Annotated in this window: 22 protein-coding genes; 16 read left to right on the top strand and 6 right to left on the bottom strand. The window is 62.1% G+C overall.

Annotated features, from left to right (window positions below):
* Positions 1-63: 63 nt before the first annotated feature.
* From KGB29_RS18535 to KGB29_RS18525, 3 genes are all read right to left on the bottom strand, one after another.
* Positions 64-2,487 (bottom strand): TonB-dependent siderophore receptor, encoded by a 2,424-nt coding sequence (locus KGB29_RS18535; RefSeq protein ID WP_223616470.1) that lies wholly within the window; start codon positions 2,485-2,487, stop codon positions 64-66.
* 98 nt (positions 2,488-2,585) lie between these two features.
* A complete protein-coding gene (locus tag KGB29_RS18530) occupies positions 2,586-3,569 on the bottom strand; it encodes a FecR family protein (protein WP_150814165.1) in 984 nt (327 codons plus the stop codon).
* Between the two features lie 40 nt (positions 3,570-3,609).
* The gene (locus KGB29_RS18525; RefSeq protein ID WP_057713991.1) at positions 3,610-4,110 is read right to left on the bottom strand and encodes a sigma-70 family RNA polymerase sigma factor; all 501 of its coding nucleotides are present in this window, start codon (positions 4,108-4,110) and stop codon (positions 3,610-3,612) included.
* 233 nt (positions 4,111-4,343) lie between these two features.
* Here KGB29_RS18525 and tynA point away from each other — a divergent pair, with 233 nt between their 5' ends.
* Positions 4,344-6,632, top strand: a complete 2,289-nt coding sequence (gene tynA / locus KGB29_RS18520; RefSeq protein ID WP_150814166.1) for a primary-amine oxidase — start codon at positions 4,344-4,346, stop codon at positions 6,630-6,632.
* Positions 6,633-6,773: 141 nt separating this feature from the next.
* On the opposite strand, the gene feaR is transcribed toward tynA, so the two are convergent.
* From feaR to paaY, 3 genes are all read right to left on the bottom strand, one after another.
* Positions 6,774-7,688 (bottom strand): transcriptional regulator FeaR, encoded by a 915-nt coding sequence (gene feaR / locus KGB29_RS18515; protein WP_150814167.1) that lies wholly within the window; start codon positions 7,686-7,688, stop codon positions 6,774-6,776.
* A gap of 95 nt (positions 7,689-7,783) precedes the next feature.
* Positions 7,784-8,707 carry a phenylacetic acid degradation operon negative regulatory protein PaaX gene (paaX, locus tag KGB29_RS18510; RefSeq protein ID WP_007972019.1) on the bottom strand — a complete coding sequence of 308 codons (924 nt, stop codon included), beginning with the start codon at positions 8,705-8,707 and terminating at the stop codon, positions 7,784-7,786.
* Positions 8,708-8,871: 164 nt separating this feature from the next.
* Positions 8,872-9,468, bottom strand: a complete 597-nt coding sequence (paaY, locus tag KGB29_RS18500; protein ID WP_150814168.1) for a phenylacetic acid degradation protein PaaY — start codon at positions 9,466-9,468, stop codon at positions 8,872-8,874.
* Positions 9,469-9,816: 348 nt separating this feature from the next.
* On the opposite strand from paaY, the gene paaF reads away from it, so the two are divergent.
* From paaF to KGB29_RS18425, 15 genes are all read left to right on the top strand, one after another.
* The gene (gene paaF, locus KGB29_RS18495; protein ID WP_150814169.1) at positions 9,817-10,590 is read left to right on the top strand and encodes a 2,3-dehydroadipyl-CoA hydratase PaaF; all 774 of its coding nucleotides are present in this window, start codon (positions 9,817-9,819) and stop codon (positions 10,588-10,590) included.
* 42 nt (positions 10,591-10,632) lie between these two features.
* On the top strand, positions 10,633-11,424 hold the full coding sequence (gene paaG, locus KGB29_RS18490; RefSeq protein WP_150814170.1) for a 2-(1,2-epoxy-1,2-dihydrophenyl)acetyl-CoA isomerase PaaG: 792 nt from the start codon (positions 10,633-10,635) through the stop codon (positions 11,422-11,424).
* A gap of 3 nt (positions 11,425-11,427) precedes the next feature.
* The gene (paaH, locus tag KGB29_RS18485) at positions 11,428-12,945 is read left to right on the top strand and encodes a 3-hydroxyacyl-CoA dehydrogenase PaaH (RefSeq protein WP_150814171.1); all 1,518 of its coding nucleotides are present in this window, start codon (positions 11,428-11,430) and stop codon (positions 12,943-12,945) included.
* Positions 12,938-13,387, top strand: coding sequence for a hydroxyphenylacetyl-CoA thioesterase PaaI (paaI, locus tag KGB29_RS18480; RefSeq protein WP_057713984.1), 450 nt, complete (start codon positions 12,938-12,940; stop codon positions 13,385-13,387). Before paaH ends, paaI begins: the two co-directional genes overlap by 8 nt.
* On the top strand, positions 13,380-14,591 hold the full coding sequence (gene pcaF, locus KGB29_RS18475; protein ID WP_150814172.1) for a 3-oxoadipyl-CoA thiolase: 1,212 nt from the start codon (positions 13,380-13,382) through the stop codon (positions 14,589-14,591). The genes paaI and pcaF overlap by 8 nt, the downstream gene beginning before the upstream one ends.
* A gap of 99 nt (positions 14,592-14,690) precedes the next feature.
* Complete coding sequence (gene paaK, locus KGB29_RS18470; RefSeq protein ID WP_057713982.1) at positions 14,691-16,016, top strand: phenylacetate--CoA ligase PaaK; 1,326 nt, start codon at positions 14,691-14,693, stop codon at positions 16,014-16,016.
* Positions 16,017-17,240: 1,224 nt separating this feature from the next.
* Positions 17,241-18,230, top strand: a complete 990-nt coding sequence (gene paaA, locus KGB29_RS18465) for a 1,2-phenylacetyl-CoA epoxidase subunit PaaA (protein WP_057713980.1) — start codon at positions 17,241-17,243, stop codon at positions 18,228-18,230.
* 28 nt (positions 18,231-18,258) lie between these two features.
* The gene (paaB, locus tag KGB29_RS18460; RefSeq protein WP_007943393.1) at positions 18,259-18,540 is read left to right on the top strand and encodes a 1,2-phenylacetyl-CoA epoxidase subunit PaaB; all 282 of its coding nucleotides are present in this window, start codon (positions 18,259-18,261) and stop codon (positions 18,538-18,540) included.
* Between the two features lie 8 nt (positions 18,541-18,548).
* The gene (gene paaC, locus KGB29_RS18455) at positions 18,549-19,310 is read left to right on the top strand and encodes a 1,2-phenylacetyl-CoA epoxidase subunit PaaC (protein WP_150814173.1); all 762 of its coding nucleotides are present in this window, start codon (positions 18,549-18,551) and stop codon (positions 19,308-19,310) included.
* Complete coding sequence (gene paaD, locus KGB29_RS18450; RefSeq protein WP_057713978.1) at positions 19,297-19,830, top strand: 1,2-phenylacetyl-CoA epoxidase subunit PaaD; 534 nt, start codon at positions 19,297-19,299, stop codon at positions 19,828-19,830. Before paaC ends, paaD begins: the two co-directional genes overlap by 14 nt.
* 34 nt (positions 19,831-19,864) lie before the next feature.
* Positions 19,865-20,941: a 1,2-phenylacetyl-CoA epoxidase subunit PaaE gene (gene paaE, locus KGB29_RS18445; RefSeq protein WP_150814174.1), complete on the top strand. Its 1,077-nt coding sequence runs from the start codon at positions 19,865-19,867 to the stop codon at positions 20,939-20,941.
* Between the two features lie 182 nt (positions 20,942-21,123).
* Positions 21,124-21,432 (top strand): DUF485 domain-containing protein, encoded by a 309-nt coding sequence (locus KGB29_RS18440; RefSeq protein WP_150814175.1) that lies wholly within the window; start codon positions 21,124-21,126, stop codon positions 21,430-21,432.
* A complete protein-coding gene (locus tag KGB29_RS18435; RefSeq protein WP_150814176.1) occupies positions 21,429-23,075 on the top strand; it encodes a cation acetate symporter in 1,647 nt (548 codons plus the stop codon). The genes KGB29_RS18440 and KGB29_RS18435 overlap by 4 nt, the downstream gene beginning before the upstream one ends.
* A gap of 34 nt (positions 23,076-23,109) precedes the next feature.
* Positions 23,110-24,363 (top strand): OprD family porin, encoded by a 1,254-nt coding sequence (locus KGB29_RS18430; protein ID WP_150814177.1) that lies wholly within the window; start codon positions 23,110-23,112, stop codon positions 24,361-24,363.
* Positions 24,364-24,419: 56 nt separating this feature from the next.
* On the top strand, positions 24,420-25,481 hold a 1,062-nt coding region (locus tag KGB29_RS18425; protein WP_223616469.1), incomplete at its 3' end, for an aldehyde dehydrogenase family protein.

The raw sequence follows: 25,481 nt of genomic DNA, 5'->3' as shown, positions 1-25,481 counted from the left end.
GCAGGCCTTCTTTCAGGGCTGCTGCGCAACCCAACGGGGGCAAGCCCCCTCGCCACAGGTCTATCAGAACCCGACACTGGCCTGCACGAAGAACGTGCGCGGCGCACCGACGTACATACCCGAGTTGTTGTCGCTGGAACGGGTGAAATACTGCTTGTCGAAGATGTTCTTCACCCCCGCCCCCAGTTTCAGGTTCGACACCTGCGGACCGAAGTCATAGCCGGCACGTGCGTTCCAGAGCACGTAACCCGGGATATCACCGAACTGGCCATCAGCGGTGCCTTCAGTGATGTAGTCGCCGTTGAAGCTGCCATCGGCGTTCACGCCGGTGCCCGGCGAACGCTGCTTGGACTGGGCGAACGCATCGAGGTTGTAAGTCCAGCGGTTGACGTCGTAACGCAGGCCGGCGGTGGCCACCTGGCGGGAGTAGAACGGTAGGTCACGGCCCTTGAAGCCCGGGATCTCACCTTCGTAGGTGGCGCGGGTGTAGGTGAAACCGGCGTTGGCGGTCAGGCCGTCCAGCATCGGGTTCAGCGCAGCCATGTCGTAGTGCACCGAGGCTTCGATACCCTGGTGCTTGGTCGCGCCGAGGTTGGTCCAGCCCACGTCATTGCTGATGTATTGCAGTTCGTCGTCGAAGTCGATGTAGAACAGCGTCACTTCACCGCCCCACACGTCATCGTTGTAACGCGTACCGATTTCGTAGGTCTTGGCCTTTTCCGGCTCCAGGCCGTTGGCGGGCTCATTACCGATACCGCCCTGCCCCAGCTGGAAATACTGCAGCGCGCCGAACGAGGTTTCGTAGTTGGCGAACAACTTCCAGGCATCGGACATGTGATACATCACGCTCAGGGCCGGCAGCGGCTCATTGCTCTCGATGCTGCGTTTTTTCTCCGGCACCCGTTTACCGGCATTATCAAGCACCGGGCGGTCGTGCCAGTCGGTGCTGATGTGCTCGAAGCGAATGCCTGGCGTGACAGTCCAGTTGCCAACGTCAATCTTGTTGTCGACGTAGACCGAATTGGCCTCGGTTCCACCGGTACGGTCCTGATAGACATGGCCGTCCGCCCCCGGACGCACGACCGGCTCATTGTTGACCAGCGCCACACGGCTGGCCTCTTCGTGCATGGCCTCTTTCAGGTAGCGATAACCGACGCTGACTTCCTGGGTGGTAGGGCCCACATCGAAGACGTGAGACACCCGTGGTTCGATACCGTAGGTGTAATAGCTGCGCGGATAGGAATTGAGTGTGCTCAGGTCCCGCGAGGCAATGGTGCTGCCACGAAAGCTGTCGGTGTAGTAAGTCAGCAGTTCGGCCTGGGTGCGATCGTCGATCTGCCGCACCCACTTGAATGACACATCCTTGCGGCGGCCGCTGAAGCTGTCGTAGTCGCGCACGGACTGGAACGGGTCGGCGTCGTACTGCGCCTGGGTCAGGCCGCCGGGCATGTCGGCCTTGGCATCGTAGTAGTGAAAGTTGAGGCTGAAATCGTCGACATCGGTCGGCGCCCAATGGGTCTTGAGGATCACGTCGTCGATGTCGTTGCCATTGTTGCTTTCACGGTAACCGTTGCCGTTCACGCCGGAATACAAAAGCGCCACGCCCATGCCGTTGTCGGCGGTGCCGCCCATGAACGCCGTGTCTATGTGCTTCCAGCCACCGTGCTGCGAGGTTTCCAGGGTCGTGCCGATTTCCGCGGAGGCCTGTTCCGGGATCGCGCGGGTCACGAAGTTGATCACGCCGCCCACGTTCTGTGGTCCGTAGCGTACGGAACCGGCACCGCGCACCACGTCGATGCTGTCGAGGTTGCCGGAGGAAATCGGCGCCATGGACAGTTGCGGCTGACCGTAAGGAGCGAACGCCGCCGGGATGCCGTCGATCAGCACGGTGGAGCGAGGCGACAGGCGCGAAGTCAGGCCGCGCACGCCGACGTTGAGGGAAATGTCGCTGCCACCGGTACCGTTGGCGTCCTGCACCTGCACACCAGGAACGCGCTTCAACACGTCGCCGACGTTCATCGCACCCTGCTCGACCATGGCTTCGCGGCGGATCACGGTTCGTACCCCGGGGTGGTTCTGCACCACGGCGGCATCGGCGTCGCCGAGCCAGTTACCGACGACCTTGATGTCAGTCACGCCCAGTTCCAGTGGACCGTTGGCCGCCGATGCTGGTGCCGGCATCAGCGTCACCGAACCTTCATCGATCTGGTATTGCAGGCCGCTGCCTTGCAGCAACTGGCGCAGCGCATCTTCCGGGGAAAGGTTGCCATCCACCGCCGGAGCCTGCTTGCCGGCGACCAGTTCAGGGCTGAAGAACACCTGAAGCGAGGTTTGCTGGCCCAACTGACTCAGGGCCTGTCCCAAGGGTTGCGCCGGGATGCGGATGGCATCGGCGGCAAAGGCCTGGGGCAGCGCAACGTTGACCGCCAGCGCGAGGGCCAGCGGTAACCAGGGGAGTTTGTTGTTTTTAGCGGTGGAGTTTTTCACGTCGAACGTAATCCTGTGGATCGCAAGAGTGTGCGCTTGTTAATGCAAACCAGTTGCAGTTGAACAGGAAGACGATGAACTCGAAAAAAACCTGAATTTTATTTTGAAATTATTTCCTGACTGCCATCGCCAAGGGTGCGCACGGCCACGGGGAGGATGCTCGGCAAGGCCTTGAGCAGCGCATCGGTGTTGTCGGATTTGAACACGCTGGTCAGGCGCAGATCGCCCACCGCTGCACTGGCGACCTTGAGTGGCTTCTCGCGATAGCGCGAGACCTGCTCGGCGACATCGGCCAGGCTGGCATTGTTGAACACCAGTTTGCCGTTGCGCCAGGCAGTCATTTCCGCCGGGTTGACGGCATAGGCGGCGGCAACTTTGCCCTGGGAATCGACGTGGGTGCCAAGGCCTGCCGTCAGATTGATGAAATCGTTTTCGGCGGCGTCGCGACCTTGAACCTTGACGCTGCCCTGCTCCACCACCACCCGGGTTTCGCTGGCGCCATGACGTACGTCGAATCGGGTGCCGGTGACCGTGACCTTGCCGCTGCCCGCCGCGACCACGAAAGGCCGGCCAGTGTCATGCTCGACGCTGAACATCGCTTCGCCTTCGGTCAGCTCGACGTTGCGGCGATCCTTTTCAAAGCGCACCTGAATCCGGCTGCGGCTGTCCAGATCGACCACCGAGCCATCGGGCAACGCCACCTGGCGTCGCTCATTCAGGGCCGTTGAAAACTCGGCGGTATAAGGCGCCGGATGATTCAGGCCGCTGAACAAACCCAGGCCGAGCGCTACCGCCAACACGCTGGCAGCCACCGCGTAACGCAGCACGGGACGACGTTTTTTCAGGGCTGGCGGGGTTTCACACAAAGCACGCAAACGCGCCGCCGGTAGCAGGTCGGCGGCGCTCCACAAGCCCTGGAGCACTTCGAATTCGTTGCGGTGCTGGGGGTGCTGCTCCAGCCAGAGTTGAAACTGACGCCGCACTTCGACATCGGCAACAGGCTCCTGCAAACGCACAAACCACTGCGCCGCGTCATCGCGAACCGCTGTTTGCCCGCACGCACAATCACGAGTATCCATCATGGAAGTTCCTGTTTGGCTGGGGAGGAGAAGGCGCGGCCGGTCATGACTGCAACCCGTCCAGGCGATCGCGCAGGTGCCGAAGCGTGCGGATCATATACTTTTCCACCATGTTCTTGGACAGCCCCAGGCGTTCGGCGATTTCGGCCTGGGTCAGGCCCTCGATTTTCTGCCAGACAAACACCTTGCGGCAGTTGACCGGCAGCTCGGTGAGCGCCCGTTCGATGGAATCAGCCAGCTGGATCGCGTGCATGAAATGCTCCGGGTCGCCGGTCGGCGACTCACTGAGATCGATCGCCTCTGACTCCATGGCGCCCCGCCGGTCCTCACGCCGATAACCATCCACGGCAATGTTGCGCGCGGTCTGGTGCAAATACGCCCGGGGCTGCTGCACCACCGCCGAATCGGACTCAAGCACCCGCACGAAGGTATCGTGGGCCAGGTCCTCGGCCTGCTGACGATTCCTCAGGCGACGGGTCCAGGTGCCAACCAACTCTTCGTAATGCTCGAAAAAGCCGTGTCTGCGGGGCAGCTTGAGGGTCATTGCGGTGTGCTGTGGAGACGGGGCGTGAATAGTAATGCTTCCTATTAACTTGAAGCAATGGTTTGCGTCCGCCACACAGGGCACTTTATCCCCTTGCCATTGTGCATTTCGTCAGGAAAGCTCAATTGCGGCACGGAACCAAAGAAATCTGGCAGGCATTCAAATGCAGCCATTGACTGGTTGTAACAAAGTGCAGAAATGCCCGTACCCGGCTTTCACCCAGGAATTCACACATGTTCAGCCCCAAAGCATCGCCCAAGAGAACACCGCTGGCCCGCCTCGCCCTGGCCATCACCCTGAGCACCCTCGGCCTGCCGTTCTGGGCGGGTAATGCCCAGGCCCACGGCGGTCACGCCGAAATGGTGCCGCTGCAAGCGGGTCTTGAGGAATTTGGCGCCACGGTGAAATGGGACGATTACGCCAACCTGTTCACCATTGCCAAGGACGGGGTCTACCTCAAGGTCAAGCCCGACAGCAAAGTGGCGATGCTCAACGGCAAGCGTATCGAGCTGACGGTGCCGGTGGTGTTCAAGGACCATACGGCGTTCATGTCCAAGGACTTTATCAACCAGGTGTTCCAGTCCGGGTTGGACAAGACCTTCGTCGTCGAGACCCGCCCTAACCCGCTCAACCCCCTGAGTGCGGCTGAAATCACCACGGCCGTGGACATCGTCAAGAAATCGGAAAACTACAAGCCTGGCTTCCGCTTCACCGAAGTCTCGGTCAAGGAACCGCCGAAGGATCAGGTGTGGAACTTCGTCTTCACCGGGCAAAACGTCGCCCAGCCGCGTGAGGCCTCAATCGTGGTGCTCGACGGCAAGCACGTGATCGAAGCCCTGGTCGACCTCGACACGAAAGAACTCAAGTCCTGGAAGCCGATCGAAGGCGCCCACGGCATGGTGCTGCTGGACGATTTCGCAACGGTGCAGACGGCTGTGGAAACCAGCCCGGAATACGCCCAGGCCCTGGCCAAGCGCGGCATCAACGATGTGAAAAAGGTTGTGGCCACGCCGCTGACTGTCGGTTTCTTCGACGGCAAGGACGGCCTGGCGCAGGACAAGCGCCTGCTGAAAATCGTCAGCTACCTCAACACCGGTGACGGCAACTACTGGGCGCACCCGATTGAAGGCCTGGTGGCGATTGTCGACCTGGAACAGAAGAAGCTGATCAAGATCGAAGACGACGCGCTCATTCCGGTGCCGATGAATCCGACGCCGTATGACGGTCGCGGACGCCAGGGCGTCGCAGTCAAACCGCTGGAAATCATCGAGCCCGAGGGCAAGAACTACACCATCAGCGGCAACAGCATTCACTGGCAGAACTGGGACTTCCATGTTCGCCTCGATTCGCGGGTCGGGCCGATCCTGTCCACCGTCACCTACGACGACAAAGGCAAGAAACGCAAGATCATGTACGAAGGCTCGCTGGGCGGCATGATCGTGCCTTACGGCGACCCGGACGTCGGTTGGTACTTCAAGGCCTACCTCGACTCCGGCGACTACGGCATGGGCACCCTGACCTCGCCGATTGCCCGTGGCAAAGACGCCCCGCAAAACGCCGTGCTGCTGGACGCCACCATCGCCGACTACACCGGCGCACCGACCGCAATCCCGCGCGCCATGGCGGTGTTCGAACGCTACGCCGGCCCCGAATACAAACACCAGGAAATGGGCCAGCCCAACCTCAGCACCGAGCGCCGTGAGCTGGTGGTGCGCTGGATCAGCACCGTGGGCAACTACGACTACATCTTCGACTGGGTCTTCCAGCAGAACGGCACCATCGGCATCGACGCCGGCGCCACCGGTATCGAAGCGGTCAAGGGCGTGAAATCGAAAACCATGCACGAAGACACCGCCAGGGAAGACACGCGCTACGGCACCCTGCTCGACCACAACATCGTCGGCACCACGCACCAGCACATCTACAACTTCCGTCTCGATATGGACGTGGACGGCGAGCAAAATTCGCTGGTGGAAGTGAACCCGGTGGTGTTGCCCAACGACCGTGGCGGGCCACGCACCAGCACAATGCAGACTGAAACCAAAGTGGTCGGCAACGAGCAGCAGGCGGCGCAGAAGTTCGACCCGTCGACCGTGCGCCTGCTGACCAACTTCAGCAAGGAGAACAAGGTCGGCAACCCGGTTTCCTATCAGCTGATCCCTTATGCCGGCGGCACGCACCCGGTGGCCAAGGGCGCCAACTTCGGCAAGGACGAATGGCTCTACCACCGCCTGAGTTTCATGGACAAGCAGCTGTGGGTGACGCAATACAACCCGGAGGAAAAGTACCCGGAAGGCAAATACCCGAACCGCTCGGACAAGGACTCGGGCCTGGGGCAGTTCACCCAGGACAACCACTCCATCGAGAACACCGACGACGTGGTCTGGCTGACCACCGGCACCACCCACATCGCCCGCGCCGAAGAGTGGCCGATCATGCCGACCGAATGGGTGCATGTGCTCTTGAAGCCGTGGAATTTCTTCGATGAAACGCCGACGTTGAACCTCAGCTCACCGAAATAACCAGGTCGAACGCAATACCTGTAGGAGCGAGCCTGCTCGCGAAGATCTCAAGGACACCGCGTTTCTCCAGAATTCGCGCGTTATCGTTGACGACCATCGCGAGCAGGCTCGCTCCTACAGGGTTGACCGGTGTTCAACCGATCACGCATGCCGCTTGCGATACTCCCCCGGCGCAATGCCGAAGCGCGACTTGAACGCTGTCGAGAAGTAGCTCGAATCGGAAAACCCCCACGAATACCCCAGCACCGACAACTTCTCCTCCTTGCCCGATTGGCGCAGGGATTCGGCGCACAGGTCCAGGCGGCGGTTCTTGATGTAGCGCGCCACCACCAGGCCTTTCTTGGCAAACATCCGGTACAGGCCTCGGGTCGATATGCCGACTTCCCGCGCCAGCCATTCCGGGCACAGGTCTTCGGAGCGAATGTTTTCGTCGATGCAGGTGAGCGTCTTGCGAAAGATCCGCTCATGGGCATCGGTGCAATCGTCGGCCTGACTGATCGCCGGGCGCAGCAGACTGACAATCGCCTCCAGGGTCGCTTCGCTTTCCTGCCGGGTCAGGTGCTGCTGGCGGGTGGCATCGAGGATCAGTCGGTGCGACAGCATCGCGATGGGCGAGGTTGCGGCAATCCGGTGGCCGCACCTGACCTGATTGAAGCGCAGGGTTTGCTCGACCAGTTGATACGGCAGGATCAGCGACAACTGCCGGGAGTTTTCGCCGTAGGTGAAGTCGCTGGGCCGCGAAGCATCGATCAGCGTGATGTCGCCGGGGGACAGCAAGACCTTGTCGTCGCCTTGGGCCATGCCCGCCGTGCCGTCGAGCTGGAACACCGCAAAATACTTGCCGCCTTCGCCCGCCGCGACCTCCTGGGGCGTACGGTACAAACGCGCCTGGCACACGTCGACGAAACTGAGTTTGAGCGCATCGCTCTGGTATTCGCGGATACGTCCGGAAAATTCGCTGCCCAGGGGTTGTGCGTTGAAGGCGCCACAGATCTGGTTGATCTGATGGATCCACTGGTCGAACCCATCATGGCGCTGTGCTGTTGTAGAAATCATGTCAGGCCTCACGCAGGCTTATTTTTATTGTCTACGTCAATCCACACGACATCGGATGCTCTCCTGAACCGCACCACTCCCTGAACAATGACGTGCTATTTCAGTCCGCCAAAACGCCGATAGAAGCTTTCACCCACATCCGGCAACGGGCCGTCGGCCGTTTCCAGTGCGGCGTTCAGCCATTCTTCGGCCTTGGCGTAAATCAAACGGTAAATGTTGCGGCACAACTGGCGGGCGGCGCGACCTTCCCAATCGCCGGGCAGCAACTCGTCCGGCAGTTGCGGGTCGCGCAGCAGCAGCTTGCGGTACTCGTGAATCAGCAGCACCCGCGCCAGGAAGCAGTCGGCCGGTTGCAGGTTTTCCTGCTCGCGCAGGGCTTGCCACAGCGGCCGGAACAGCTGGATGAACTCGCTGTAGTGCGCGGCCAGCTCCTCGATGTTCCAGCTCTCGCGCACCTGCAGGCGCAGGGCCTTGGAGGCCAGTACATCCTGGGCGGTGGTTTCGAAGACAATGGTGTCTTCCTGCGCGCCGAGGTCGAGCAGGGTCGCGTTGACGTCGGAACGGTCGCTACGCGGACAGGCCAGCACCACCGGCGAAATCGCGCCGAAACCCTGCCACTCCAGTTCTTCACGCACCTGTTTGCGTTTGTCCTGGGTCAGCTGCGAGAGCATCACCAGGCACCAGGAGCCATCCCAGGCCGGCATCGTGGTGCTGTAGACCCGCTTGAAGGCCTTGTCGAAACGCCGGCGACCGGTGCCGGTCAGGCTGTAGTAACTGCGGCGACCGACCTTCTCGGCGGTCAGCCAGCCTTCCTTGGTCAGGCGAAAAATCGACGTACGGATCAGCCGCTCGTTGATGCCGATGGGCTCGAGCAACTGAATCAGGCTGCCCAACCAGACGGTGCCGCCATGGGGTTCGATGGCATCCCCGTACAACGTGATGATCAAGGAACTGGCGCGGATCGGCGTCTGCTCCTGGAAGCGGGTAATCAGATGGTTCAAGGGAGTCAGGGACGACATGGGCGTTCCGTGTAAAAAAAGAAAAGGAATATACCGAAAGCTGTGGGGTTAATCCCAATCCCTTGTGGGAGCGGGCTTGCTCGCGAAGGCGGCGTGTCAGTCGACATTAATGCTAAATGACACACCGCTTTCGCGAGCAAGCCCGCTCCCACAATGGACCGTGTTCACAGGCTGGCGCCCTTGGGCCGCAACCCCCTGTCGCTGATGCGTGGGCGATCGGCTTCCGGTTCGCTCAGCGGTTCGCAGACCTGCATCTGCGTGAGGCAACGCTTGGCCAATTCCTGATACTCACGTGTGCCCGCCTGCTTCCACGCCACTTCCTGATCGCTGAGGCTGCGCTTGACGCTGGCCGGTGCGCCCATGACCAGCGACTGCTCCGGGCATTCGAAACCGGCCTTGACGAATGCCGCCGCCGAAACGAATGAACGCGGGCCGATCCGGGCGTTGTCCATCACCACCGCATTCATGCCCACCAGCGCATCGGCGCCAATCCGGCAACCGTGCAGCACCGCACCGTGGCCGATGTGGCCATTGCGCTCGACCACGGTGTCGCTGTCAGGGAAACCGTGCATCACGCAGGTGTCCTGCAGGTTGGCGCCCTCTTCCAGCACGATCCGCCCGAAATCCCCGCGCAGGCTGGCCAGCGGGCCGACATAGCAATGGGGGCCGATGATCACGTCACCGATCAATACGGCGGACGGATGCACATAAGCGCTCGGATCAACCACCGGAGTCAGGCCATCAAGGCTGTAGCAGGTCATGGAAGCTTCCTTCACAAAGCGATGCAAATAATGACTCATTTTGTATCACATCACTTTTAACAGCACAAAGACTAAAAACCGTATCACTTGAAATACACCTTTCCAACGAATGCCAGCACGCCTCCAAAATCACCATAAAACCCAATGTTTTCTAGGCAAAACTCGCAATCAGCACTCCTTCAGCGGGAAGATTGAAAATCCAAATGCACACAAATAAGACACATTAAATCAATTTTTGTATTGCATTTACGTATCACGTTATAGCTATACTTGGGCAAAACCGGCCCCTGCGGCCGATCCAATAACGAGCCGGCACCCCGCCGAGCGTGCACCGTGAGAGCATCCGCCATGCCTCTGACCCTTGCCGTCGAATTGATCGAGCCTGGCGTCCGCCTGATTACCCTGCAGCGCCCGCAAGCCCTGAACGCCCTGACCACCGAGTTGCTGGGCGAACTGGCCGCCGAACTGAACATCGCGCAAGCCGACCCCGACACCCGCGCCGTGGTGCTCACCGGCAGCCGCAAAGCCTTCGCCGCCGGTGCCGACATCAAGGAAATGGCTGAACGCAATCTGGTCGGCATCCTCGACGACCCGCGCCAGGCCTCGTGGCAAGCCATCACCCGCTTCAGCAAACCGCTGATCGCCGCGGTCAACGGCTTTGCCCTCGGCGGCGGCTGCGAACTGGCGATGCACGCCGACATCATTATTGCCGGCGAAGACGCCCGCTTCGGCCAGCCGGAAATCAACCTCGGGATCATGCCCGGCGCCGGTGGTACCCAACGTCTGCTGCGCGCCGTCGGCAAATCCATGGCCATGCAAATGGTGCTGACGGGCGAGTCGATCGACGCCCGTCAGGCCCAGCGCGTCGGTCTGGTCAGCGAAGTGACCCAGCCGGAATTTACCGTCGAGCGCGCCCTGCACATCGCTCGCAGCATTGCGGCCAAGGCGCCACTGGCGGTGCGCCTGGCCAAGGAAGCGCTGCTCAAGGCCATGGACACCGACCTGGCCAGCGGCCTGCGTTTCGAGCGTCACGCCTTCACCGTGCTGGCCGGCACCCGCGACCGCGACGAGGGCATTGCGGCCTTCCAGGAAAAGCGCTCGCCGACCTTCACCGGCCAGTAATCCGCAACGAATTCGAATGACCTCCGAGAGAGCGCCAAGACCATGAACTTCGAACACATCCTGTTTTCCATCGACGCCGGCGTCGCCCTGCTCAGCCTCAACCGGCCGGACCAGCTCAACAGCTTCAACACCCAGATGCATGGCGAAGTGAAGGAAGCGCTCAAGCAAGTGCGGCAAAACCCGGACGTGCGCGTGCTGCTGCTGACCGGTGAAGGTCGCGGCTTCTGCGCCGGGCAGGATCTGAGCGACCGCAATGTCGCGCCAGGCAGCGCCGTGCCGGATCTGGGCGAGTCCATCGAGAAGTTCTACAACCCGCTGATCCGCCAGTTGCGCGACCTGCCGATGCCGGTGATCTGCGCGGTCAACGGCGTGGCCGCCGGCGCTGGCGCCAACATTCCGCTGGCCTGCGACCTGGTACTGGCGGCGCGTTCGGCCAGTTTCATCCAGGCGTTCTGCAAGATTGGTCTGATCCCTGATTCAGGCGGCACCTGGACCCTGCCGCGTCTTGTGGGCATGGCCCGGGCCAAGGCTTTGGCACTACTGGGCAACCGTCTAACCGCCGAACAAGCCGAGCAATGGGGCTTGATTTACCAGTGTGTGGAAGACGCCGAACTGCGCGATGAAGCCCTGAAGCTGGCCCGCCACCTGGCGACCCAGCCGACCTATGGCTTGGCACTGATCAAGCGCAGCCTCAACGCCAGCCTGAGCAACAGCTTCGACGAACAGCTTGAACTGGAAAAAGACCTGCAACGTCTGGCCGGGCGCAGCGAGGACTACCGCGAAGGCGTCGGCGCCTTCATGGAAAAACGCACCCCAAGCTTCAAGGGACGCTGAGCCATGACCGCATTGAACACATCTGCACGCATCGCCGTGATCGGCGCCGGGGCCATGGGTGCCGGTATCGCCCAGGTGGCGGCCCAGGCCGGCCATCCGGTCTTGCTGCTGGACAATCGTCCCGGCGCAGCCGCCCAAGCGATTGAAGGCATCGACCGACAACTGGGCAAGCGAGTCGAGAACGGCAAGCTGTCGGCCGAGTCGCGCAGCGCCACCGTTGCGCGCCTGCAAGCGGTGGAAGCCATCGAAACCCTGGCCGACTGCGATCTGATCATCGAAGCCATCGTCGAGAACCTTGAGGTCAAACGCGCGCTGTTCCGCCAGCTCGAAGGCATCTGCGGCGAGCATTGCATCCTCGCCAGCAACACCTCGTCGCTGTCGATCACCAGCATCGCCGCGCAGCTTGATCATCCACAGCGCCTGCTCGGCCTGCACTTCTTCAACCCGGCACCGGTGATGGCGCTGGTGGAAGTCGTCTGCGGCCTGGCCAGCGATCCGGCACTCGCCGAGTGCCTGTACGACACCGCCAAAGCCTGGGGCAAAAAACCGGTACACACCCGCTCCACACCGGGCTTCATCGTCAACCGCGTGGCCCGGCCGTTCTATGCAGAAAGCCTGCGGATGCTGCAGGAAGGCGCGGCCGACTGCCCAACCCTGGATGCGTTGATGCGCGAGGCCGGCGGCTTTGCCATGGGCGCGTTCGAACTGACCGACTTGATCGGCCATGACGTCAACTACGCCGTGACCTGCTCGGTGTTCGACGCTTATTACCAGGACACACGCTTCCTGCCGTCGCTGATCCAGAAAGAACTGGTGGATGGCGGGCGTCTGGGACGTAAAAGCGGACAGGGTTTCTACAGCTACGCCCAAGGCGCCGAACGCCCGCAAGCAGGTGAAATCAGCACCAACGCAAGCGTCGAGACTTGTATCGCCGAAGGTGACCTTGGCATCGCCCAGGGTTTGCTGGCGCGCTTGAGCGAGCAAGGTGTCGAAGTCATCCGGCGCGACGGCCGCGGATTGCTGCGAGTGGGTGACGCGGTGCTGGCCCTGAGCGACGGACGCATGGCCTGCCAGCGGGCTCGCGAAGACGGGCTGCGCAACCTGATCCTGTTGGATCTGGCGTTCGATTACGGCAACGCCAAACGCATCGCTATCAGCCATGCGGCAGGCATTGATCCGCTGGCCCTCGAACAAGGCGTTGCCCTGCTGCAACGGGCCGGCCTCATGGTCAGCCTGCTCAGCGACAGCCCGGCTCTCGCCGTCCTGCGCACTGTGGCCATGCTCGCCAACGAAGCCGCCGACGCCCTGCTGCAAGGCGTGGCCTCGGCCGCCGACATCGATCTGGCCATGCGCGCCGGGGTCAATTATCCACAGGGGCCACTGGCCTGGGCCGATGCCATTGGCCTTTCGCACATTCTTGAAACGCTGGAAAACCTGCAAGCCAGTTATGGCGAAGAACGCTACCGGCCGTCGCTGCTGCTGCGCCGTCGCGTCGCCGAAGGGAGAAACTTCCATGACTAACCATGAAGCCATGACCCTGGCCAGTGAATGCGCGCAATCGCTGTTCCAGCGCGACGCAGCCAGCCAGGCCATGGGCATGCGCCTGCTCTCGGCCGGCCCCGGTTGCGCGCGAGTGGGCATGGCGGTGCGGGCCGACATGATCCAGGGTCACGGCACCTGCCACGGCGGCTACCTGTTCGCCCTCGCCGATTCGGCATTCGCCTTTGCCTGCAACAGTTACAACGAAGCCACCGTGGCCATTGGTTGCAGCATCGACTACATCGCCCCGGCGCGCCTGGGTGACACGTTGAACGCCGACTGCATCGAGCAGAGCCGTTCGGGTCGCACCGGCAACTATGACGTGCGCATCGAAAACCAGCAGGGCCAGTTGATCGCCCTGTTCCATGGCAAATCCTACAAAGTGCGCGGCCCGGTGCTGACGCAGGAGAACCCGAATGAATGACGCCCTGATCATCGACGCAGTCCGGACCCCGATTGGCCGTTACGCCGGTGTCCTGAGCAGCGTGCGCGCCGACGACCTCGGCGCGGTGCCGCTGCGCGAGCTGCTGCGCCGCCACCCGCAAGTGGACTGGAACACGGTTGACGACGTGATCTACGGCTGCGCCAACCAGGCCGGCGAAGACAACCGCAACGTCGCGCGCATGTCCGCACTGCTGGCCGGGTTGCCGGTCAGCGTGCCGGGCACCACCCTCAATCGCCTGTGCGGTTCCGGGCTCGATGCCATCGGCACCGCCGCCCGCGCCATTCGCAGTGGCGAAACCGGGCTGATGCTGGTCGGTGGCGTTGAATCCATGTCCCGCGCGCCACTGGTAATGGGCAAGGCCGAGCAGGCGTTTTCCCGTGCGGCCGAAATCTTCGATACCACCATCGGCTGGCGCTTCGTCAATCCGCTGATGAAAAAGGCCTACGGAATCGACTCCATGCCGGAAACGGCAGAGAACGTCGCCGAACAGTTCAACATTTCCCGGGCCGACCAGGACGCCTTCGCCCTGCGCAGCCAGCAACGCGCTGCCGCTGCCCAGGCCAGCGGGCGTCTGGCCAAAGAGATCGTCGCGGTGGAAATCCCCCAGCGCAAAGGCCCGACCAAGGTGGTCGAGCACGACGAACACCCACGCGGCGACACTACCCTTGAGCAGCTCGCCAAACTCGGCACGCCGTTCCGCGAAGGCGGCAGCATCACCGCCGGCAACGCCTCCGGGGTCAATGACGGGGCCTGCGCGCTGTTGCTGGCCAGCCCGGAAGTCGCCAAGCGCCACGGCCTGACCGCCCGTGGCCGGGTCGTGGCCATGGCCACGGCTGGCGTTGAACCACGGATCATGGGCATCGGCCCGGTGCCAGCCACCCGCAAGGTGCTGGAGGTGGCCAACCTGAGCCTGGCCGACATGGACGTGATCGAGCTCAACGAAGCCTTCGCCGCACAGGGTCTGGCGGTGCTGCGCGAACTGGGCCTGAGCGACACCGATCCGCGGGTCAACCCCAACGGCGGCGCCATCGCCCTGGGCCACCCGCTGGGCATGAGCGGCGCACGCCTGGTCACCACCGCCCTGCATGAGCTTGAGGAGCGGAATGGCCGCTACGCCCTGTGCACCATGTGCATCGGTGTCGGCCAGGGGATCGCGCTGATCATCGAGCGTCTATCCCACTAAAGAATCGCGATTCCCGGGGAGCCGAGAGGTATCCTTGGGGCATGCACTCAAAGCCCTTGTGCAAAAGGGCTGGAACACAAAAACAATTCGAGTGAACACATGAACATGCCAATTGCCCAAGCCGTGCTGAACCCTGTGCTGGACCCGCTGGAAACCGCCAGCATCGACGAGCTGCGCCAGCATCAGCTGGAGCGCCTGCGCTGGAGCCTGAACCACGCCTACAACAACGTGCCGCTGTACCGTCAGCGCTTCGATGCGCTGGGCGTACACCCCGACGACATCAAGTCCCTGGACGACCTGGCGAAATTCCCTTTCACCACCAAGTCCGACCTGCGGGACAACTACCCCTACGGCATGTTTGCCGTACCGATGCACGACATCGTGCGCCTGCACGCGTCCAGCGGCACCACCGGCAAACCGACCGTGGTCGGCTACACCCAGAACGACATCGACACCTGGGCCAACGTGGTTGCGCGCTCGATCCGCGCCGCCGGTGGCCATCGTGGCGACAAGGTGCACATTTCCTATGGCTACGGCCTGTTCACCGGCGGCCTCGGCGCGCACTACGGCGCCGAACGCCTCGGCTGTACGGTGATCCCGATGTCCGGTGGCCAGACCGAAAAACAGGTGCAGCTGATCAAGGATTTCCAGCCGGACATCATCATGGTCACGCCGTCCTACATGCTCAACATCGCCGATGAAATCGAGCGCCAGGGCATCGACCCGCACAAACTGGCCCTGCGCCTGGGCATCTTCGGCGCCGAGCCGTGGACCGCCGAACTGCGCAGCGCCATCGAAGCACGCATGGGCATCACCGCCCTGGACATCTACGGCCTCTCGGAAATCATGGGCCCGGGCGTGGCCATGGAATGCGCCGAAACCAAGGACGGCCCGACCATCTGGGAAGACCACTTCTACCCGGAAATCATCGACCCGGTCACGGGCGAAGTACTGCCGGACGGGCAGATGGGCGAACTGGTGTTCACCTCCCTGAGCAAAGAAGCCCTGCCGATGATCCGCTACCGCACCCGCGACCTGACGCGCCTGCTGCCGGGCACCGCGCGTCCCATGCGGCGCATCGACAAGATCACCGGGCGCAGCGATGACATGCTGATCATCCGCGGCGTTAACGTGTTTCCGACGCAGATCGAGGAGCAGGTTCTGAAAGTCAAACAACTTGCCGAGTGTTATGAGATTCATCTGTATCGCAATGGCAACCTGGACAGCGTTGATGTGCATGTCGAGCTCAAGGCTGAGCACCAGCACCTGGGCGATGAACAGCAGAAGGCTGTTTGCGGGGAATTGAGCCGGCATATCAAGACGTACATCGGGATCAGTTCACGGATCGTTTTGCAGCCGTTCCATTCGATCAAGCGATCCGAGGGCAAGGCTTGCCACGTGGTGGATAAACGTCCGAAAGCATGACTGCTGCACCCTTTATGGCCCCGCTTTTTGCGGGGCTTTTTTTTGCCAGGGCTTTACCGACTTTGGCGCCGACCACTATTCCTGTGGGAGCGAGCTTGCTCGCGATGGCTTTGTGTCAGGCGACATGGATTTTTGAGAGTGTACATATCCAATGCTGCGGTAACGGCCGCTTAGGGTTCCGCCCTTACGGCGGGTCACTTGGAAAAGCCCCAAGTAACCAAGGGCTCTTGCCCCTTTCGTTCGGTGCCTCGCTTAGGCTCGGCATGCCCTCGCTCCGGTCCTGCTCCGTGGGCCCGCCGCCATCGGCCATCCATGGCCGGGGGCGGCTAACCCGGCATCCCTGCCGGGTTGCCCACTGCGCAGAACCTCCACTCGGCCTCACGAGGGGGCGTACACCGCAACAGCGCCCGAGGCGGCCTACCGGCCGGCCTGTTTGCTGGGTTCGTTCGGCTGTGATGTACCTGGTCGACTGGCAGGTCGCTATCGCGAGCAAGCTCGCTCCCACAGGTATCGAGTACATCTGCAAGATTTCGGTCGGCTGGCAGGCCGTCTTCGCGAGCAGGCTCGCTCCTACAGTTGATCCGGGTAGGTCTGCAAGGGATTGGTCGGCTGGCAGGCCGCCTTCGCGGGCAAGCCCGCTCCCACAGGGGTTGGGGACATCTGCAAAAACCAAGTCGGCTGTCAGGCCGCCATCGCGAGCAAGCTCGCTCCCACAGAAGAGCAGAGCAAAAGCAGGGCCGCGTCGCCCCACGCTCTTCACCACTCATCAGGCCGAGCGTTAGCTCGCCTGCAGCTCTTGATCTTGATCCACCCGCCCCCTCGGCAGGCTGAGTGGAGGTGTTCATCCGGGGATTGGCGCGCCGCGCCGTTCGACGCAGTCGAACACATTGCATGTAGGTGCAGCGAAGCAAACCGGAGGGCAATGCACCCGGATGAATGCCGGAGCGAAGGAACGCCGAGCCTTAGCGAGGGGCCGGACGCTCGGGGCGAGCCTTTTTTTGCTTACTTTTTTTGGCGTTTGAAAAAAAAGTGAGTCGCCGTAAGGGCGAAACCGCCAGTGGCCGTTACCGAAGAAATGGATATGTACGCCGACCTCCCTCCCCCATTCATCCCAAAGCGATACAAAAAACAATTACGACACGTCATTTTGTGTTTGATATTAAATTCTGTATCGCTTATAAAGTTCTCCATGCCCCAGAACAGATTCAAGGCGGGAACTCAAAAATGTACGCACAGCTCGTAGAAACCGGCGTAAAGCGCATCAAGGACCTCTCGGAAATGTCCGAACAGGAACGCGCCTTCCAGGAAAAAATCGATTCAGAAATCAAGATCGAAGCCAAGAACTGGATGCCAGATGCCTACCGCCAGACCCTGATCCGGCAAATTTCCCAGCACGCCCACTCCGAAATCGTCGGCATGCTGCCCGAAGGCAACTGGGTCACCCGCGCGCCAAGCCTCAAACGCAAACTGCAACTGATGGCCAAGATCCAGGACGAAGCCGGCCACGGCCTCTACCTGTACAGCGCGATGGAAACCCTGGGCGCCGACCGCGATGAAGAAATCGCCAAGCTGCACAGCGGCAAGGCCAAGTACTCGAGCATCTTCAATTACCCGACGCTGAACTGGGCCGACATGGGCGCGGTGGGCTGGCTGGTGGATGGCGCGGCGATCGTCAACCAGGTGGTGCTGCAGCGCACCTCCTACGGCCCGTATTCCCGGGCGATGATCCGCATCTGCAAGGAAGAGAGTTTCCACCAGCGCCAGGGCTACGAAATCCTCCTGACCATGATGCGCCACGGTAACCAGGCGCAAAAAGACATGGTCCAGGACGCGATCAACCGCCTGTGGTGGCCGTCGCTGATGATGTTTGGCCCGAGCGACGAACACTCGCCGAACAGCGCGCAATCCATGGCCTGGAAAATCAAGCGCCAAAGCAACGACGAACTGCGCCAGCGCTTCATCGACCAGACCATCCCGCAGCTTGAGCTATTGGGCTGCACCTGCCCCGACCCGGACCTGAAGTGGAACGCCGAACGCGGCCACTACGACTTCGGCGAAATCCAGTGGAACGAATTCTACGAAGTGCTCAAGGGCAACGGCCCGTGCAACCAGGAACGCGTCGCCACCCGCCGCAAGGCGATCGAAGACGGCGCCTGGGTTCGTGAAGCCGCCGTCGCCCACGCCCGCAAAAAACAAAACAAGAACGCCGCCTGATCCGGCCACCTGATGTGGAGTAACTGAAATGTCCGAGTGGACCCTCTTCGAAGTCTTCGTGCGCAGCAAGCACGGTCTGAACCACAAGCATGTCGGCAGCGTGCACGCCGCCGACACCACCATGGCCATCGAAAACGCGCGCGAGCTCTACACCCGTCGCAGCGAAGGCGTGAGCCTGTGGGTCGTGCCTTCGGCGTTGATCACCGCCTCGTCGCCGGATGAAAAAGACCCGCTGTTCGATCCGTCGGACGACAAGGTCTACCGCCACGCCAGCTTCTACGAGCTGCCGGCCGAAGTCGGGCACATGTGAGGTCGACCATGAATAACAAGACCGATCTGATCGAATACCTGCTGCGCCTCGGCGACAGCGCCCTGATCCAGGGCCAGCGCCTGTGCCAATGGTGCGGCAAGGCCCCGGCGCTGGAAGAAGAACTGGCGCTGATGAACGTCGGCCTCGACCTGGTGGGCCAGGCGCGCAACTGGCTGGAGTACGCCGCCGAACTGCTGGACGACGGCCGCGATGCCGATCACCTGGCGTTTCGTCGTGACGAGCGCGCCTATCGCAACCTGCTGCTGGTGGAACAACCCAATGGCGACTTCGCGATAACCATGCTCAAGCAGTTCCTCTATGACGCCTGGCATTTGCCGGTGCTGCAGGGCCTGAGCCAGTCCAGCGATGAGCGCATCGCCGGGATCGCCGCCAAAGCCGTGAAGGAAGTGACCTATCACCTGCGTCGCTCCGGCGAATGGATCGAACGCCTGGGTGACGGCACCGAGGAAAGCAATCGGCGCATGCTCGCAGCGATTCCCGAAGTCTGGCGCTTCACCGTTGAACTGATCGCCGCCGATGACAGCGAACAGCGTCTGTGCGCCGCCGGCATCACCCCGGACATCGCCAGCGTCGCCACCCAGTGGCAAGCCAAAGTCGAGCAGATCTTCAGCAGCGCCACCCTGCCCGTTCCAGCGGCGCCGAGCTATTTCTACCTGAATGCACGCAAGGGCCTGCACACCGAACACTTAGGGATTCTGCTGGCCGAAATGCAGTGCCTGCCACGAGCGTACCCCGATGCAACCTGGTGAGCTGATCGCCAGCGACCTCGGCGCCCGGCCGGCTCAACCGACCGACCTGGCCGCCGCGTGGGCGATCCTGGCAGAGGTCATGGACCCGGAAGTGCCGGTGGTCAGCGTGGTCGACCTCGGCATTGTCCGCGACCTGGACTGGCAGGCCGGTCACTTGCACGTGGTGGTCACGCCGACCTACTCCGGTTGTCCGGCCACCGAAGTGATCGAGAGCGACATTCGCGAAGCCCTGGAGCTCGCCGGGTTCAAGGCGCCGCAGCTGGAGCGCAAATTGACCCCGGCCTGGACCACCGACTGGATCAGCGACAGCGGCCGCGAACGCCTGCGCGCTTACGGCATCGCGCCGCCCGAGGGCAGCACCAGCAAGCGCAGCCTGCTCGGCGAGAACCCGCAGGTTGTGTGCCCGCAATGCGGCAGCGCCCACACCGAGGTGCTCAGCGAGTTCGGCTCCACCGCCTGCAAGGCCCTGTACCGCTGCGTCGATTGCCGGGAACCGTTCGACTATTTCAAGTGCATCTGAGCGGCGAATCGGCCGTCCCAGCTGGAGAACAACAATGAGCAAATTTCACAGCCTGACCATCAAGGACGTGCGCGCCGAGACCCGTGACGCGGTGTCCATCGCCTTCGAGATTCCGCAGGACCTGCAAGACAGCTTCCATTTTACCCAGGGCCAACACCTGGTGATGCGCACCCAACTGGACGGCGAAGAAGTACGCCGCTCCTACTCGATCTGCACCGGGGTCAACGACGGTGAACTGCGCATCGCCGTCAAGCGTGTTACCGGCGGACGCTTCTCGGCATTTGCCAACGAACAGCTGAAAGCCGGGCACACCCTGGAAGTGATGCCGCCCGCCGGGCATTTCTGCGTCGAACTCGACCCGGCGCGCCATGGCAACTACCTGGCCGTGGCGGCAGGCAGCGGCATCACGCCGATCCTGTCGATCATCAAGACCACTCTGGAAACCGAGCCCCACAGCCGCGTCACCCTGTTGTACGGCAACCGCTCCAGCTCCGGTGCGCTGTTCCGCGAACAGCTCGAAGACCTGAAAAACCGCTACCTGCAACGCCTGAACCTGATCTTCGTGTTCAGCCGCGAGCAGCAGGATGTCGACCTGTACAACGGCCGGATCAACGCCGAGAAATGCGAGCAGCTGTTCAGCCGCTGGCTCAACGTCAAGGCCCTCGACGCCGCCTTCATCTGCGGCCCGCAGGAAATGACCGAGACCGTGCGCGACAGCCTCAAGGCCAAGGGCATGGCGCCCGAACGCATTCACTTCGAACTGTTCGCCGCCGTCGGCAGCCAGCAAAAACGCGAAGCCCGTGAGGCGGCGCGCCAAGTGGATTCAGCGGTCAGCCAGATCACCGTCATCAGCGATGGCCGCGCCCTGGCGTTCGACCTGCAACGCAACAGCCAGAGCATCCTCGATGCGGGTAACGAGCAAGGTGCGGAACTGCCCTACTCGTGCAAGGCCGGCGTGTGCTCGACCTGCAAGTGCAAGGTCATCGAGGGCGAAGTGGAAATGGACAGCAACCACGCCCTGGAAGACTACGAAGTGGCCGCCGGCTACGTGCTGTCGTGCCAGGCCTTCCCGATCAGCGACAAGGTGGTGCTGGATTTCGATCAGCTCTGAAACCCCGTTTACAGGAACAACCACAAAACCTGTGGGAGCGGGCTTGCTCGCGAAGACGGAGTATCAGGCGCTATCCATGTTGAATGTGATGACCCCTTCGCGAGCAAGCCCGCTCCCACATTGATCCGGTTCCAACCCGAAACTGTTTCACCCAAAACAAAAACAACAAAGGAGCGCGCGTCATGACACCCCAGGAAATAGAACTCATCGGCCAGCACCCGGACTTCATCCAGCTGGTTCGTCGCAAACAGAAGCTGTACTGGTCGCTGAGCCTGGCCATGCTGGTGATCTATTACGGCTTCGTGCTGCTGGTGGCTTTCTCCCCTTCTACCCTCGGCCAATCCCTGAGCGGCGGCGTGACCACCGTGGGCATGCTGGTGGGTGTCGTCATCGTCGGGCTGGCCTTTGCGCTGACCGGTTTCTATGTCTATCGCGCCAACAACGTGATCGATCCGCTGAATGAAAAACTCAAGCAGGAGTGCGCCCGATGAACCGCCTTCTTGCACTGTTCCTGCTGCCGCTGGCGGCTGTCACTGATGTTGCGATGGCCGCCGACGGCGCATCCCGACCGTTGAACTGGAACGCCATCGGCATGTTCCTGGTGTTCGTGTTGTTCACCCTTGGCGTGACACGCTGGGCGGCACTGCGTACCCGCTCCACCAGCGATTTTTACACCGCTGGCGGCGGCATGACCGGTTTCCAGAACGGTCTGGCGATTGCCGGCGACATGATCTCGGCAGCCTCGTTCCTCGGCATCTCCGCGATGATGTTCCTCAATGGCTACGACGGCTTGCTCTACGCCCTGGGCGTGCTGGCCGGCTGGCCGATCATCCTGTTCCTGATTGCCGAGCGCCTGCGCAACCTGGGCAAATACACCTTTGCCGACGTGGTGTCCTATCGCCTGGAACAAACCCCGGTGCGCCTGACCTCGGCCTTCGGCACCCTGACCGTGGCCCTGATGTACCTGGTGGCGCAAATGGTCGGCGCCGGCAAGCTGATCGAGCTGTTGTTCGGCATCGACTACCTCTATGCAGTGATGCTGGTCGGCGTGTTGATGGTGTTCTACGTGACCTTCGGCGGCATGCTCGCCACCACCTGGGTGCAGATCATCAAGGCGGTGATGCTGCTGTTCGGCACCAGCTTCATGGCGTTCATGGTGCTCAAGCACTTCGGCTTCAGCACTGAGGCGATGTTTGCCGGTGCCACCGCCGTGCATGCCAAGGGCAACGCAATCATGGCCCCCGGCGGCTTGCTGTCCAACCCGATCGATGCGATCTCCCTGGGGCTGGGCATGATGTTCGGCACCGCCGGCCTGCCGCACATCCTGATGCGTTTCTTCACCGTCAGCGATGCCAAGGAAGCGCGTAAAAGCGTGTTTTACGCCACCGGTTTCATCGGCTACTTCTACTTGCTGCTGATCATCGTCGGCTTCGGCGCCATCGTCATGGTCGGCACCGATCCGGCGTTCCGTGACGCCAGCGGCGCGATCATCGGCGGCGGCAACATGGTCGCGGTGCACCTGGCCCACGCGGTAGGCGGCAACCTGTTCCTCGGCTTCATCTCGGCGGTCGCCTTCGCCACCATCCTGGCGGTGGTTGCCGGGCTGGCGCTGTCCGGCGCCTCGGCGGTGTCCCATGACCTGTATGCCTGCGTGATGCGCAAAGGCCAGGCCAGCGAACAACAGGAAATGCGCGTGTCGCGAATCGCCACCCTGTGCATCGGTGTGCTGGCGATCGTTCTCGGCCTGCTGTTCGAGTCGCAGAACATTGCCTTCCTCTCGGGCCTGGTGCTGGCCATCGCCGCATCGGTGAATTTCCCGGTGCTGTTCCTTTCGATGTACTGGAAAGGCCTGACCACCCGCGGCGCCGTCCTCGGCAGTCTGTCCGGACTGGTCTCGGCGATTGTCCTGCTGGTGCTGAGCCCGGCGGTGTGGGTCAACGTGATGCATCACGACAAGGCGCTGTTCCCGTACTCCAACCCGGCCCTGTTTTCCATGAGCCTGGCGTTCTTTAGTGCATGGCTGTTTTCCGTCACCGACACCTCGCCCCGTGCAGCCCTTGAGCGTCGCCGTTATCTGGCGCAGTTCATCCGCTCGATGACCGGCATCGGTGCCACTGGCGCCAGCAAACACTAAACGACGACCGATCAGTTGGCAGGGAATAAAAATAATGAAACCCGCACGTACCACGTCTTGTGAATCACTGTTTTCGCTGGCCGCTGCATTGAGTCTGCCCATGATCGCCCCCAGCGCCATGGCCGACTTCATCGGCGACAGCAAGGCCCGCATTGATATGCGCAACCACTACATCAACCGCGACTTCCGTCAGGACAACGCGCCGCAATCCAAGGCCGAAGAATGGGCCCAGGGATTCACTGCGCGCATCGAGTCCGGCTTCACCGACGGCACCTTCGGTTTCGGTCTCGACGCGCTGGGCGAACTGGGGCTCAAGCTCGACTCCAGTCCCGACCACCGTGGCACCGGGCTGCTGCCGTTTGGCCCGCAGAGCCATGAGCCCGACGACGAGTACAGTGAGCTGGGCCTGACCGGCAAATTGAAAGTATCCAAAAGCGTGTTGAAACTCGGCACCCTGCAACCCTTGTTGCCAGTGGCCACCTACAACGACACACGCCTGCTTGGTTCGACATTTGAAGGTGGCTTGCTGACCAGCCAGGAAATCGACGGCCTGACGGTGAATGCCGGACGCCTGACCAAGGCCAACCTGCGTGACTCCTCCAGCAACGATGACATCGGCTTCGGCGCCGCCACCAGCGATCACTTCGACTTCGGCGGCGGCACCTACGCGTTCAGCCCGCAACTGAATGCGAGCTACTACTACGGCAAGCTCGAACAGATCTATCGCCAGCAATTCGCCGGGCTGGTGCATACGCAACCGTTGGGCAACGGCTTCAACCTGCGCAGCGACCTGCGTTATTTCGACAGCCGGGGCGACGGCGCCGAGCAGGCCGGGCGCATCGACAACCGTAACTTCAACGGCATGTTCACGGTGTCCCACGGTGCCCACAAGGTCAGTGCCGCCTACCAGCAATTGTCCGGCGACAGCGCCTTTCCGTTCCTCAACGGCGGCGATCCGTACGTGGTCAACCTGGTGACGTTCAACACCTTCACCCGCGCCGACGAGGACTCCTGGCAACTGCGTTACGACTATGACTTCGCGGCCCAAGGCATTCCCGGCCTGACCTTCATGACCCGCTACACCGACGGTCGCCACGTCAAGGCAGGCACCGTCGACAACGGTCGCGAATGGGAGCGCGACACCGATATCAGCTACGTCGTCCAGAGCGGTGTGTTCAAGAACGTCAGCCTGCGCTGGCGCAACGTGACCTTCCGTTCCGGCAATGGCTTGACTACCGCCCTCGATGAGAACCGGCTGATCGTCGGTTACACCCTGGCGCTTTGGTAATTCCGAAAGGCGCGGTCGCCACCGCGCCACAACCCTCATAACCAGGAGCAATCGTGATGTCCTCTTCACCTGCACTGCATGCCCCCACCCTGCAAAGCTTCATCGCCGGTCGCTGGATCGGCCAACACGGCGCGCAGGTCCTGCGCAGCGCCATCGACGGCCATGAAATCGCCCGCACCCACGAAGAGCGTCCGGACTTCGCCGAAGCCATCGAGCACGGCCGTCGCCAGGGCATCAGCGGCTTGATGGCGCTGGACTTCCAGCAGCGCGCCCAGCGTCTCAAGGCCCTGGCCCTGTACCTGAGCGAGCGCAAGGAACAGCTCTACGCGATTTCCCACCACAGCGGCGCGACCCGCGCCGACAGCTGGATCGACATCGAAGGCGGCAACAGCACACTGTTCACCTACGCCAGCCTCGGCTCCCGCGAGCTGCCGTCGGGCAACATCGTCCACGAAGGCCCGGCCATGCAGCTGAGCAAAATGGGCACCTTCGCCGGTACGCACATTCTGGTGCCTCGCGGCGGCCTGGCGGTGCACATCAACGCGTTCAACTTCCCGATCTGGGGCATGCTGGAAAAATTCGCCCCGAGCTTCCTCGCCGGCATGCCGTGCATCGTCAAGCCCGCCAGCGCCACCAGCTACCTGACCGAAGCCGTGGTGCGCCTGATGGACGAGTCCGGCCTGCTGCCGGCGGGCAGCCTGCAACTGATCATCGGCAGCACCGGCGACCTGCTCGACCGCCTGCAAGGCCAGGACGTGGTGACCTTCACCGGTTCCGCCGACACCGCGGCCAAGCTGCGGGTCAACCCGAACCTGATCCGCAATTCGGTGCCGTTCAACGCCGAAGCCGACTCCCTGAACTGCGCGATCCTCGCCCCGGACGTAACCCCGGATGACGAAGAGTTCGAGCTGTTCATCAAGGAAGTCGCCCGGGAAATGACCACCAAGGCCGGGCAGAAATGCACCGCCATCCGCCGCGCCATCGTGCCGGCCAAGCACATTGATGCCGTGGCTACGCGCCTGCGTGATCGCCTGGCCAAAGTGGTGGTCGGCGACCCGTCGGTGGAAGGCGTACGCATGGGCGCACTGGCTTCCCACGATCAGCAGAAAGACGTGGCC

The sequence above is a fragment of the Pseudomonas sp. BF-B-30 genome, assembly GCF_019956305.1.
In the GTDB taxonomy this organism is placed as follows: Bacteria; Pseudomonadota; Gammaproteobacteria; order Pseudomonadales; family Pseudomonadaceae; genus Aquipseudomonas; species Aquipseudomonas jessenii.
This window is presented reverse-complemented; position numbering and strand designations above follow the sequence as displayed.

What these genes read in the sequence shown, in the direction of transcription:
- pcaF (WP_150814172.1), top strand. Translation starts at nt 13,380, where the DNA reads ATGAATGACGCCCTGATCATCGACGCAGTCCGGACCCCGATTGGCCGT.
- KGB29_RS18525 (WP_057713991.1), bottom strand. Translation starts at nt 4,110, where the DNA reads ATGACCCTCAAGCTGCCCCGCAGACACGGCTTTTTCGAGCATTACGAA.
- paaG (WP_150814170.1), top strand. Translation starts at nt 10,633, where the DNA reads ATGAACTTCGAACACATCCTGTTTTCCATCGACGCCGGCGTCGCCCTG.
- KGB29_RS18430 (WP_150814177.1), top strand. Translation starts at nt 23,110, where the DNA reads ATGAAACCCGCACGTACCACGTCTTGTGAATCACTGTTTTCGCTGGCC.
- paaA (WP_057713980.1), top strand. Translation starts at nt 17,241, where the DNA reads ATGTACGCACAGCTCGTAGAAACCGGCGTAAAGCGCATCAAGGACCTC.
- KGB29_RS18440 (WP_150814175.1), top strand. Translation starts at nt 21,124, where the DNA reads ATGACACCCCAGGAAATAGAACTCATCGGCCAGCACCCGGACTTCATC.
- paaB (WP_007943393.1), top strand. Translation starts at nt 18,259, where the DNA reads ATGTCCGAGTGGACCCTCTTCGAAGTCTTCGTGCGCAGCAAGCACGGT.
- paaC (WP_150814173.1), top strand. Translation starts at nt 18,549, where the DNA reads ATGAATAACAAGACCGATCTGATCGAATACCTGCTGCGCCTCGGCGAC.
- feaR (WP_150814167.1), bottom strand. Translation starts at nt 7,688, where the DNA reads ATGATTTCTACAACAGCACAGCGCCATGATGGGTTCGACCAGTGGATC.
- paaI (WP_057713984.1), top strand. Translation starts at nt 12,938, where the DNA reads ATGACTAACCATGAAGCCATGACCCTGGCCAGTGAATGCGCGCAATCG.
- KGB29_RS18435 (WP_150814176.1), top strand. Translation starts at nt 21,429, where the DNA reads ATGAACCGCCTTCTTGCACTGTTCCTGCTGCCGCTGGCGGCTGTCACT.
- KGB29_RS18530 (WP_150814165.1), bottom strand. Translation starts at nt 3,569, where the DNA reads ATGATGGATACTCGTGATTGTGCGTGCGGGCAAACAGCGGTTCGCGAT.
- paaF (WP_150814169.1), top strand. Translation starts at nt 9,817, where the DNA reads ATGCCTCTGACCCTTGCCGTCGAATTGATCGAGCCTGGCGTCCGCCTG.
- paaY (WP_150814168.1), bottom strand. Translation starts at nt 9,468, where the DNA reads ATGACCTGCTACAGCCTTGATGGCCTGACTCCGGTGGTTGATCCGAGC.
- paaE (WP_150814174.1), top strand. Translation starts at nt 19,865, where the DNA reads ATGAGCAAATTTCACAGCCTGACCATCAAGGACGTGCGCGCCGAGACC.
- tynA (WP_150814166.1), top strand. Translation starts at nt 4,344, where the DNA reads ATGTTCAGCCCCAAAGCATCGCCCAAGAGAACACCGCTGGCCCGCCTC.
- paaD (WP_057713978.1), top strand. Translation starts at nt 19,297, where the DNA reads ATGCAACCTGGTGAGCTGATCGCCAGCGACCTCGGCGCCCGGCCGGCT.
- paaH (WP_150814171.1), top strand. Translation starts at nt 11,428, where the DNA reads ATGACCGCATTGAACACATCTGCACGCATCGCCGTGATCGGCGCCGGG.
- paaX (WP_007972019.1), bottom strand. Translation starts at nt 8,707, where the DNA reads ATGTCGTCCCTGACTCCCTTGAACCATCTGATTACCCGCTTCCAGGAG.
- paaK (WP_057713982.1), top strand. Translation starts at nt 14,691, where the DNA reads ATGAACATGCCAATTGCCCAAGCCGTGCTGAACCCTGTGCTGGACCCG.